The 11283-nt window shown below is 33.6% G+C and carries 10 protein-coding genes; 4 read left to right on the forward strand and 6 right to left on the reverse strand.

The genetic code is table 11. From position 1 onward, the window contains the following. Positions 1-173 precede the first annotated feature (173 nt). Both RTY06_RS15970 and RTY06_RS15975 read right to left on the reverse strand, forming a co-directional pair. Entirely contained in the window at positions 174-1187 is a 1014-nt protein-coding gene (locus RTY06_RS15970; RefSeq protein ID WP_312825971.1) for an ATP-binding protein, read from the reverse strand. Further along, a complete protein-coding gene (locus RTY06_RS15975) occupies positions 1150-2376 on the reverse strand; it encodes a GAF domain-containing protein (RefSeq protein ID WP_312825963.1) in 1227 nt (408 codons plus the stop codon). The genes RTY06_RS15970 and RTY06_RS15975 overlap by 38 nt, the downstream gene beginning before the upstream one ends. 257 nt (positions 2377-2633) lie before the next feature. Here RTY06_RS15975 and RTY06_RS15980 point away from each other — a divergent pair, with 257 nt between their 5' ends. Then, complete coding sequence (locus tag RTY06_RS15980; protein WP_312825964.1) at positions 2634-3458, forward strand: alpha/beta hydrolase; 825 nt, start codon at positions 2634-2636, stop codon at positions 3456-3458. Positions 3459-3969: 511 nt separating this feature from the next. Here RTY06_RS15980 and RTY06_RS15985 read toward each other — a convergent pair. Then, positions 3970-5250: an NAD(P)/FAD-dependent oxidoreductase gene (locus tag RTY06_RS15985; protein WP_312825965.1), complete on the reverse strand. Its 1281-nt coding sequence runs from the start codon at positions 5248-5250 to the stop codon at positions 3970-3972. 156 nt (positions 5251-5406) lie between these two features. Between RTY06_RS15985 and RTY06_RS15990 the strand changes: the two genes are divergently transcribed. Continuing rightward, the gene (locus RTY06_RS15990) at positions 5407-5868 is read left to right on the forward strand and encodes a PA2169 family four-helix-bundle protein (RefSeq protein WP_312825966.1); all 462 of its coding nucleotides are present in this window, start codon (positions 5407-5409) and stop codon (positions 5866-5868) included. 50 nt (positions 5869-5918) lie between these two features. Here the strand turns inward: RTY06_RS15990 and RTY06_RS15995 are convergent, their stop codons facing one another. The 3 genes from RTY06_RS15995 to RTY06_RS16005 form a co-directional block, all read right to left on the reverse strand. Further along, complete coding sequence (locus RTY06_RS15995) at positions 5919-7085, reverse strand: zinc-dependent alcohol dehydrogenase (RefSeq protein WP_312825967.1); 1167 nt, start codon at positions 7083-7085, stop codon at positions 5919-5921. A 30-nt stretch (positions 7086-7115) separates the two neighbouring features. Then, positions 7116-9260, reverse strand: coding sequence for a catalase (locus RTY06_RS16000; protein ID WP_312825968.1), 2145 nt, complete (start codon positions 9258-9260; stop codon positions 7116-7118). 88 nt (positions 9261-9348) lie between these two features. Further along, positions 9349-9948, reverse strand: a complete 600-nt coding sequence (locus RTY06_RS16005; protein WP_312825969.1) for a Crp/Fnr family transcriptional regulator — start codon at positions 9946-9948, stop codon at positions 9349-9351. 352 nt (positions 9949-10300) lie between these two features. On the opposite strand from RTY06_RS16005, the gene RTY06_RS16010 reads away from it, so the two are divergent. Next, a complete protein-coding gene (locus RTY06_RS16010; RefSeq protein WP_312825970.1) occupies positions 10301-10474 on the forward strand; it encodes a hypothetical protein in 174 nt (57 codons plus the stop codon). Between the two features lie 96 nt (positions 10475-10570). Continuing rightward, the gene (locus RTY06_RS16015; protein WP_312825972.1) at positions 10571-11209 is read left to right on the forward strand and encodes an MBL fold metallo-hydrolase; all 639 of its coding nucleotides are present in this window, start codon (positions 10571-10573) and stop codon (positions 11207-11209) included. The last annotated feature ends 74 nt before the right edge of the window (positions 11210-11283 follow it).

Below are 11283 nucleotides of genomic sequence, written 5' to 3' on the forward strand. Positions count from 1 at the left end.
CAGTAGAAAAATGAATAGACTTAAAATTGAATTAATTTAATAATGCACTACGAGTAATAAACTAAAATTCAATCTTTAACATAAAAAAATACCTCGTAAAAATTACAAGGTATTTTATAAACAGCTATTTCTTTGATTCCTCCACAGAAACCTTTCTAAAATCTTTTTAGAGTTTACTCGTCCGGAAAAGTAATGATAAATTTAGTTCCAACATTTACTTCACTTTCAAAATCAATACTACCATTAAGTTTTTTCATGATATTCTCCACAATGGATAATCCCACTCCACTACCCAAAAATGACTTTGTATTAGACATTCTATTAAAAACTTTGAAAACATCTTTCTTCGATTGATAAGGGATACCTATACCATTATCTTCCACAATGTAAACTACACTATTATTTTTAATCATAGAAGAAATCATAATGTGCGCATTTTCATTTTTATTGGATGAATATTTTACAGCATTAGTGATTATATTTTGAAACACTTGGGCAATTAAACTTTTTTCACCTCTTATTGTGATTACATCACCAATCTCTACATGGGCATTATCATTATAAGATAGTTTGGCATCTAACACGGATTTTTCAATTATGGCGAGAGGATTGACATCCTCAATATCAAATTCCGAGTATTTTAGCTTACTTAATTTTAACACATTGGACATCATTTCTGACATGTTATCAATTTCATTGAGTACATTATTTATCTGATTAATATTTTTACTTTCAGTATTCAATTTCAACAAAATCTGCATATTCAATTTCATCACAGTTAATGGCGTAGCCAAATCATGAGAAATTGTATGAGAATAACTATCAAGTTCTTCATTTAAACGAGTCAATTCAGTGTTCGATTTATTTAATTGCTCATTAATTGCATTGACTTGAAATAATTGTTCTTGATTCGTACGATCAATTAATTCTCTAATTGTTAAAATTCGCTTTCTGTCTTTACGGTCCCAAGATGAAGATTTCCCCATTATTTCTTCATTAAAAACTTCGAACGATTTTCTCGGGGAAACCATTGTTTTATTTTCATTAAAAATTTTAATCGTTTTTATCTCATGATTTTTTACTCCAGCCCAAGCAATTTGTTGCTTAAATTCTTTTTTGAACCAAATTATTAATTGCCCCTGTGCTTTATTAATGAACGAAATTGCAATTCCACAACAATTTTTTATCCAATCCTAGAATCTCACCAAACTCATTGAAGAAAGTATCACTGTAATACATCTCCTCCTCAATATTAGTGATTCCCCATTCAGCAATACGTTTTATGATTTCGTTGTCTGGAACTGAACCTGATTTACTAATTTGTCCATCTATGATTACAGCTAATCCATCAGTTTCTGAAACGAGTCTAAGTCTTTCAATATTTTTAGTGAGAGAATCACTTATATTTTGATAAGAAAGGAAGTCTTTCTTAAGTTGAAAACATTTCTCTTGAAGAATATTTTCAAAGACCATAGCATTGGATGACAAATAAGAATGGTATGAATTAGCAGCTATAAAAGTTGCAATTTCTGCGCTTAATCGATGATCTAAATCTATATGTTTTTGATATGTATTATGACATGTAACAAGCCCCCACAATTGATTATCGATAATAATTGATATACTGAAACTGGAAGATATTTTAGCATTGATAAGATATTCAATATGAATAGGTGACAATGATCTCACACTGGACAAAGAAAGATCAACATTCTTTTGCTTACTAAAAAGTTTTATGGGCGTATCATGAACATCACTTAAAATTCTTTTAAAATTTTTAAGATATAATGCTCGAGCCTGCGAAGGAATATCGCTTTCTGGATAATGAAGATTAAGAAAACTCTCCATATTAGCATTTTTTGCTTCTGCAACTACTTTACCGCTTTTATCTTCGTTAAATTGGTAAATCATCACTCGGTCGTAATCCGTAATCTCTTTGATTTTATCCACCAAAAATTCCCAGATATTTGAGCCTTGTCTATAAGAAACAAGATTTTTTATTTTTTTAACAAGGACACTATTATCCTTTGCATCTAAAATACATTCTTCTAATTCTATATAGATGATATCTAAGTGTCTATAATAAGTGATATGGTATTCTTTATTATTTAGCAAAACCCTATCAATATATTTGACATCTTCGTCTGCAGATAACTTCAGAAAACGAAAGTGTTGACTATTAGATATAAATGCTAAATTATTAAAAGTATTAACATTTATGCCCAGAATTTCTTGACTAACGTCTAATAAGCTAAGTACATTTTCACTAAAAAATTCAACTTTATCATTAGATACATTAATTCCTAACAAATATCCAAAACTTTGTATATAGCCTGGATATTCAATTACTATTTCATTACATGCAGTTGTTTTCATCGGAAATCTTTTAAGGTATTTGGTTAAATCATCTTTACTATAAAACGAAAATTTTGGAAAAAGATTAGGAAAAACTCATTAGGATACAAATTACAATTTTCAAACGTTAATTTAGGATAGGAAAAATATTTAAAATTGTAATAAAACCATATTCTGAAATAGAGTAATATAATAACCACTGCGAATATATGAATAAAAAAAAGTGGTGGTCTGATCTTTGGTTAACATATATCAATATTAATATAAAAAATTAAATTATGCCTTATATTACAAAAGATCTAGAAAACGATTACAGAATCTACTATGAAGACCTTGGATCAGGTCAACCTATTATTTTAATCCACGGCTGGCCATTAAGTGGAAAATCTTGGGAACTTCAAGTACAAGCATTGTTAAATAATGGTTACAGAGTAATAACCTACGACAGAAGAGGATTTGGAAAATCCTTTGTCTCAAAAGATGGTTACGATTATAGTACGTTAGCTGCTGACCTGAAAGAAGTTATAGAGCAATTGGATCTTAAAGATATAGTTTTAGTAGGTTTCTCGATGGGTGGAGGCGAAGTCATTAGGTACTTGACCAATTATGGTTCTGAAAGCATCTCGAAAATTGCGTTGGTCGCTTCTATTATTCCTTTAGTTAAGAAAAAAATAGATAATCCCGACGGTGTACCGCAGGAAAAATTGGAAGAAATACTAAATGCCCTGCATAAAGATCGCGTAAACTTTTTAGAAGGATTTCATGCAGATTTTTATAATGTAGGATTACTATCACAATCAGTAAGCCAAAAACAACTGGATTACGATTGGAGTATTTCTTCTCACGCTTCACCCATTGCTACCATTAAGGCCGCTGAAAGTTGGGCTAATACAGATTTCAGGTCAGAAGTAGGAAACATCAAATTGCCTGTATTGATTGTACATGGTGATAAGGATAATATTGTTCCAATAGAAACTGCAGGTGATCAGGCAGCCAGAATGATAAATCACAGCCAGTACCACGTCATTCCAGGAGCTCCTCACGGTTTAAATGTAACCCATTCGGAAGAGTTAAATCGAATTCTCCTTGAGTTTTTGGGATAGTATCGGTTTTATAACTTGATTTTTAAATCCAGCCCTAATAAAAAACTAAATTATTTACAAAAAAGCCCTATTTAAAAAGGGCTTTTTTGCAATCTTCTATTCTGTCTTTGTTACTTTTATTAAGGACATTCATGACCTCAATGCGTGGAATCGCGATTCATAACTTTTATTTTTATATTGACAAATTACTCTAGGCTTTCATATCTAAAGACTGTTCCGCTTTAAGATGATTAAATAAATTCTCTTAAAACACATCGTCTTTTTAGAATACATAATCAAATACTGATGTTAATCAAAATACAACTCAATTACCGCTTAAATAAGTTGTTTTAAAATAACGTCGTAATCTTCTATAGATTCCTGTCGAATTCCAGTATCAAGGTATAATGTACATCCTTTGTTAGAAGAACTTGGACTTATATATACAATATGATCGATATTGACCATCAAAAAATTGTGTAGAGAAGTATATACTTTTACAAACATAATTACATTTTTTTTGATTCAATTTTTATTGAATCTGAGATTCTTTTCGAGAACTAATAATCATACGAAGAGGCTGATCTTTCGTAATATAGGCATTCATCCAATTAAAGAAAGTTGTCAGTTTGTTTCTAAAATTAATTAAAGACATTAAATGCACCAATATCCATACTACCCAGGCAGGAAAACCATTAAGATGTTTGAGAGGCCCATTTAAATCAGCAACTGCCTTATTTCTCCTTATAATTGCCATTGAGCCTTTATCATTATATTGAAATTGTTGGCGAGACTTTCCTGCTTCTCTTGCTAAAAAATTTTTTGCAAGTTGTCTGGCCTGCTGGATGGCAACCTGCGCCAGCTGGGGGTGACCTTCCGGAAATGCTGGATCCGCTTTCATCAGACTTGTATCTCCAATGGCATAAATATTTTTCAGGATCAAAATCTCGTTGTAGGCATCCACTATCAATCGCTTTCCTTTTCCATACGCTTCTGCTGGAATTCCGTTGAAAGTCTGCGCTGTAACACCTGCAGTCCATATCAGATTTTCACTTAGAATTGTTGTGCCATCTGCTAAGTGAATAACATCATCCTTATAATCTTTTACAACCTGACCAAGTTTTATCATGATTCCCATTTTTTTGAGTGACTGATACGCATATTCTTGGGAATTTTTGCTCATTGATGCCAGAACATTGGGTAATCCATCAATCAAATAAATATCGAACGCTACACTAACCAGCTCCGGATAATCTTTGAAAAGTATATTTTTTCTCAGTTCAGCCAACATACCTGCAATCTCAACACCTGTAGGTCCTCCTCCGGCTATGACAAAAGTGGTCAGTTTTCTTTTTTCTTCTTCATCAGAAGTGTGGGAAGCTTTTTCCAATCTTTCCAGAATTTTATTTTTTAAATTGATGGCATCTGTAATAGTTTTCATTGGAAGCGCATTTCTTTGTATATTTTCATTACCAAAATAATTGGTAACAGTTCCGGTTGCAATGACTAACTTAGAATAGGATAACTCGCCAATATTTAATACAATTTTATTTTCATCAGGTTTTATTTCAAGCAACTCAGCCATTAAAAATGAAAAACGCTTATCAGTTCTGAAATGTTTTCTGAAAGGATAACTGATATTAGATACATCTAAAAAACCAGTAGCCACTTGATACAACAATGGCGGAAAAAAATTATAGTTATTCTTGTCTACCAAAATTACTTGATATCCGTTATTACTTTTTAATAATCGTTCGGCTAGTTCCACTCCTGCAAAACCACCACCAATGATAACTATGTTTTTTTTTTCCATTTTATTGAATATTTAAGTTGAGAGAATTTTATTAATTTAAACTACAATCAAGCCAATATTAATTCATAAAATTATTTGATCATTTTTCGTCTACATATAATTTAATTATAATTTGAAGGCATTATTCTTGTATCTCTTCCTATCAAAAAAATTGTTATGGAAAATAAAGAAATCAATGTCCTGAATGACCTACTTCATATTACTAATGACAGACTTGCTGGCTATGAAAAGGTAGAAGGCAAAATTTGGGAAATGAATCACGATTTACAAGATGATTACGAACACATGACTTCCCAAAGTAAAATCATGAAAAATGAATTAATTAATCTTATCATTGAAAAAGGCGGAAAATATGATGACTCAACATCAGTTTCCGGAACTCTTCACAGAGCATGGATTGATATTAAAAATTCTTTTCTGATCAATGGTCTAGAAAATTCAACTCTCCAAAATGTTTTGTTTGGAGAAAACGCAGCTATTCAGGCTTATCAAGAAGCCTTAGATAGTGATGATCTTGACCAAAACAGTAAAGAAATAGTATCCGAACAATTAAAGAAAATAAAAGACTCATCCCACGAATTCAAAGCTAAGCTGGATAATAAAAACAAAACTGAATAAATTATATAACAGGAGATTTTATGATCTCCTGTTTTATTATTGTAACAATCTTATTTCCAAGGATCCAAAACGACTTTTACGCAATTGTCTTCTTTTTTGTGGAAAATCTCATAACCTTTTGCAACCTCATCCAAAGAAAGTCTGTGCGTAATGATATCATCTAGTTTTACTTGTCCGGTTTCTACATATTTCAGAAGTTTATCAACAATTGCATGAACCGGTGACTGTCCTGCTTTCAGCGTAATGCCTTTATCAAAAATCTGCCCTACTTTAAAATTGTCATAATTCACAGGATAAACTCCCAAAACAGAAACCGTCCCGCCACGGCGAACACCACTCATACAGGCTTCTAAAACTTTAATAGAACCCTTTTCGAAATTGATTACAGCTTTAGCTTTATCTAATAAACTGCGTTCTGGTTCAAAACCAACAGCATCGATGCAAAGATCTGCACCTCTACCCTCTGTAAGATCACGGATCTGTTCTATGGTTTGTTCTGCATCTTCCCAGAGAATGGTTTCGCAGCCTGTCAAGTTTTTGATCTGATCCAATCGGTATTGCAAAGTATCAATGACAATAACTTTTCCTGCATTATGAAGAATAGCACTCTTCACAGCCATAGAACCAACAGGTCCTGCGCCGAAAATTGCTACAGATTCGCCACCTTTCAATTCGCCCCACATAACTCCGGTATACCCTGTCGGAAAAATATCCGTAAGGAAAAGAACCTGCTCATCGGTTAAAATATCGGGAACTTTTCTTGGACCAAAATTGGCATAAGGAACTCGAACATATTGTGCTTGTCCGCCGCTGTATCCACCATAAAGATCAGTATAACCGAACATTCCTCCACCTTTTTCGGTTAGAATTCCTCCCTCCGGTCCGTAATGATCTGGATTGCTGTTTTCACAAGCTCCTGGCAAATCGTGCTGACAAAAATAACAGCCACCGCAGGCAATTGGGAATGGAACAACTACTCTATCACCTCTTTGAAGATGCGAAATATTGGCTCCCACTTCTTCTACAATTCCCATAAACTCGTGTCCCATAACCATTGGTTTTAGTTGAGGCATTCCTCCGCTATACATATGAAGATCGCTTCCGCAAATGGCTGTAGAAGTTACTTTCAGAATAATATCATTTGGATCTTCAATGATGGGATCTTCTACTGTGTCGCAGGTAATCTTACCTGGCATGTGAAAAACTGCTGCTTTCATAACTTAATATTTTGATTGATTTGAGTTTCTTTAAGCCGGATTATTTCTTTCAATTTCCAATTCCCAAACACGATGATTAGCTATTGCTTGAATAAAAGATTCATCCGCATTCTTAACATCCGATGTTACTATTGCTGGATCTTCGTGGCTTTTACTGTTCACTTGGCTGGCTTTGTAAATAGCATCTGTATCTTTACCAAAATAAATGGCTTTGCAATGTTTATAAGCTTCGTTGACAAAATGTATTGTACCCGGTTTATTTTCTATATTCAGAAGATTGTCAGACGATTTCTTTCCACTGCACAGATATAATGCATCAAAACAAACACTGGCTGTGCTTGTTAAAGAATGCATAGGCTTGAAAACCGTCCCATCATCAGCTTTAACAGGCGAAAGACTACCCGCAATGATTTGCACAACAGCACCTTCCTTCTCTAGTTTTGATTTCAAATTCTGAACATTATCAGTATTGACGCCATCTTCCATAATAAATCCGATCACTCTACTTTCTATAGAATCTTTAACTGTATTTTTCATACTTAAAGCTTCGGAGGTTGAAATACTAGGCTCTCTTTCTTTGCTTTGCAATGTTTTGGAATTTATATCAGCAGGAATGCTTCCGTTAGGTTGCTTCAATTTTACAACATCAACACCAACTTTCTTAGCGACAATAGAGGCTAGTTCTTTATCAATGAATAATAACTGTCCGACTAATCTTTCTCTAATGGCAGGAATAGTAACTTTTGACAATTCAAAGATCAAAGCTTTTTGAAGATGAACTTTTTCAGGTTCGGATTGGCTATTGTAGAATAATTTGGCTTGAGAATAATGATCAACAAAACTTTGGCTTCTTGCACGAACTTTATGACCATCGACACGTTCTGCCTGTGAAGCAAACCCGCCTTCTTTAATCATCGCCTGATAAGGACAGCCGCCGCCGATGGAATTAGGTTCATAACTAACTTTTCCTTTAACGATTTGCTGGCGCATATGTCCATCTCGCTGATTATTGTGGACTGTATTAACTGATCTGTTGATTGGGATCTCGTGGAAATTAGGAGAGCCTAATCGGGATAACTGCGTATCCGTGTAAGAAAATAAACGCCCTTGCAATAAGGGATCATTGCTAAAGTCAATTCCAGGAACCAAATGTCCGGGATGAAAGGCGATCTGCTCAGTTTCAGCAAAGAAATTATCCGGATTTTTATTAAGGGTTAAAGTCCCAATGATCTGAACAGGAACTAACTCTTCAGGAACAATTTTCGTAGGATCTAAAAGGTCAAAATCATAATCGTTCTCATTTTCTTCCGGTATCAATTGAACACCGAATTCCCATTCAGGAAATGCTCCATTTTCTATGGCTTCCCAAAGATCTCTTCTATGAAAATCAGGATCTTTGCCGGAAATTTTGGTCGCCTCATCCCAAGCCACAGAATGAACTCCTAATTTTGGTTTGAAATGAAATTTAACAAAATGAACATCTCCTTCACTATTGATAAATTTGAAGGAATGGACACCGAAACCTTCCATCATCCTATAACTTCTGGGAAGAGCACGATCACTCATCAGCCACATGATCATATGCATACTTTCCGGCATTAGCGATATAAAATCCCAGAAAGTATCATGGGCAGAAGCGGCCTGCGGAATTTCATTATCGGGTTCAGGTTTTACAGCATGTACCAAATCGGGAAACTTCATTGCATCCTGAATGAAAAACACCGGCATATTATTCGCCACTAAATCATAATTGCCTTCATCTGTATAAAATTTGACCGCAAATCCTCTTACATCTCTTGCCAGATCTGTACTTCCGCGGCTTCCTGCTACAGTTGAAAACCTAACGAATACGGGAATCTCTTTCCCAACTTCTGTCAGAAACTTAGCTTTGGTATATTTTTCCATATTTTGAGTTAATTTGAAAACGCCGTGCGCACCAGAGCCTCTTGCGTGGACAATTCTTTCCGGAATTCTCTCGTGATCAAAATGGGTAATTTTTTCCCTTAGAATAAAATCCTCCAGCAAACTTGGACCTCTTTCTCCTGATTTCAAAGAGTCCTGATTATTATTTATTTTCAGACCTTGATTGGTAGTCAGTTTTTGATCCATGTTGTCTGTCTTATGGCTTTGTAGCTGATCCAGCTTCGCATTTTTACGCTCTTTTTTTGGTTTCATTTTTATAATGTTTGTAATTTAGTTTTAGTATGAAATTTTCCCTCCATTTAATTTAATGACTGGATAGTGATAATGTGAAAAAAGATCTTTAATTAATAAAAACCTTGTGATTTCGGATCTGGGCAATATTGTCTCGTTCCATCATTTTCAAATTTCTGATTGAGGTTTCAACACATAGTCCGGTAAAATCAGTCAGCTGCTGTCTTTTTAAAGGAATCTGAAAGGAAAATGATTCTGTATCATCCTGCAAACTTTTCAAATAATCCATAAACGCACGTAGTTTTGAAAGAGGGGTTTGGGATTTAATACTTCGATCCATGATATACTTGAAATACATGGAATGTGAAATGCTCTTTAACATATCCAAATAATGCTTGAGATGTCTTTCTAATAATGCAAAAAATTTGAATTTTGACAATTTCAAGACATTACAGGGTAATAATGTCACAGCATTTATAGGATATGGTTTATCCATGAAAAGTATTAAAGCTCCAACACTCTGTCCTTGATCCAAGATATCTTGAATGTATTCTTTAATACCTTCATTGTAATTATTTAACTTAATCTTTCCTTTGATGATTTGAAAATAATATGAAGAAGTATTGCCTTCACAGAAGATAATAGTGCCGGTAGCGTATTGTTCCGTATCAGCTCCATATGATTCTAAAGTTAGCTCTTCTATGACCATAATTTATCTATTATTTTCAATGAATCTATACAATCAACAATCATTCCGAATATGTGACAATCAATTAATTAAATACAAGATTAAATAACCTCATAGACATTATGTCAATAAGGCTAATTTGAATGAATTCTAAATTGTCGATATGAAATGAAAGTTGATTAGAACAACTAACGTCGTCAAACAGAGTCCTTTCTTTTATTTAGGGTGTCATTTGGAGACGTTGTACTGGAATTTAAATTAGTACTGTACGGAGTTGCAGTATTGTAAGTCTTCAAACTATATTTTTTCCCATGGCGTCCTTTTAGGTATAGAAACAGTGGACTTATCAATATCTGGAAGAAATAAAAATATTATGAAATATCTAAAATTAAAATCTTTAACTATCATTCTGATTATTCAAAGCTTTACTATACTCAAAGCTCAGCAAATAAAATATAATGATGATTTATTGGGTAAAATAAGATCTGCAGCGGAACTTATAAATGGCAATAAAGCTATTGAAGTCCGATATATAAAATTCGCATAAAGTCCAAGGACATTTAAATCTACCATAGAAGGAGGAAATGAAAAATCATACATCCAAGCTAGAACAGCTTATCAGCTGGTATTTCCGCAATCAACAATTATGATTGATTCCGGAATGGATGAGAAAGTTCATAATTTTTTTGGCAATGGAACTAAACAGACATTTTTCAGTAAACAAAATGACAGCATTCAGCTGGCATTAAATAAAGCTAAACAAATAATTATCACACACGAACACGGTGATCACATCGCCGGCGTTCTAAGAAATAACAATTATAAAAGTATCGCATCCAAGACAATTCTAACTTACCAGCAGATTAAAACCCTTCTCAATAAGCCTCAGATGACTGAATTGAAGATAGATTCAGCACAGATAAAAGATTTTATTGCTGTTGACTTCTATGATATACTTCCCGTGGCACCGGGAGTTGTCTTAATTAAGGCACCGGGTCATACACCTGGAGAAATTATGGTTTATAGTCAATTGCAGAATGGAAAAGAATATTTATTCACAGGCGATGTAAGCTGGTCGTATATGGGAATCAATGAAAAGAAACAAAAACCAAAAGATCAGGTTAAAAGGATTGGTGAAGACACAATTAAAATTCAGTTTCAGTTAGATTGGCTAAATACACTTCCTTCAAAGGGCATTCAGCTATTAGTCAGTCACGATGATATTATTCAGCCTGAGTTGGTAAAAAAAGATATCCTAAAAGAAGGTCTTGTCATACAATAAAGAATTTATAAATATCATTTATATAACTCGTAGTGCATTATTAAATTAATTCAATTTTAAGTCTATTCATTTTT

Origin of the sequence: Epilithonimonas sp. (genome assembly GCF_032055105.1) — a bacterium.
GTDB lineage: Bacteria > Bacteroidota > Bacteroidia > Flavobacteriales > Weeksellaceae > Epilithonimonas.

What these genes read in the sequence shown, in the direction of transcription:
- RTY06_RS15975 (WP_312825963.1), bottom strand. Translation starts at nt 2,376, where the DNA reads ATGAAAACAACTGCATGTAATGAAATAGTAATTGAATATCCAGGCTAT.
- RTY06_RS15980 (WP_312825964.1), top strand. Translation starts at nt 2,634, where the DNA reads ATGCCTTATATTACAAAAGATCTAGAAAACGATTACAGAATCTACTAT.
- RTY06_RS15985 (WP_312825965.1), bottom strand. Translation starts at nt 5,250, where the DNA reads ATGGAAAAAAAAAACATAGTTATCATTGGTGGTGGTTTTGCAGGAGTG.
- RTY06_RS15990 (WP_312825966.1), top strand. Translation starts at nt 5,407, where the DNA reads ATGGAAAATAAAGAAATCAATGTCCTGAATGACCTACTTCATATTACT.
- RTY06_RS15995 (WP_312825967.1), bottom strand. Translation starts at nt 7,085, where the DNA reads ATGAAAGCAGCAGTTTTTCACATGCCAGGTAAGATTACCTGCGACACA.
- RTY06_RS16000 (WP_312825968.1), bottom strand. Translation starts at nt 9,260, where the DNA reads ATGAAACCAAAAAAAGAGCGTAAAAATGCGAAGCTGGATCAGCTACAA.
- RTY06_RS16005 (WP_312825969.1), bottom strand. Translation starts at nt 9,948, where the DNA reads ATGGTCATAGAAGAGCTAACTTTAGAATCATATGGAGCTGATACGGAA.
- RTY06_RS16010 (WP_312825970.1), top strand. Translation starts at nt 10,301, where the DNA reads ATGAAATATCTAAAATTAAAATCTTTAACTATCATTCTGATTATTCAA.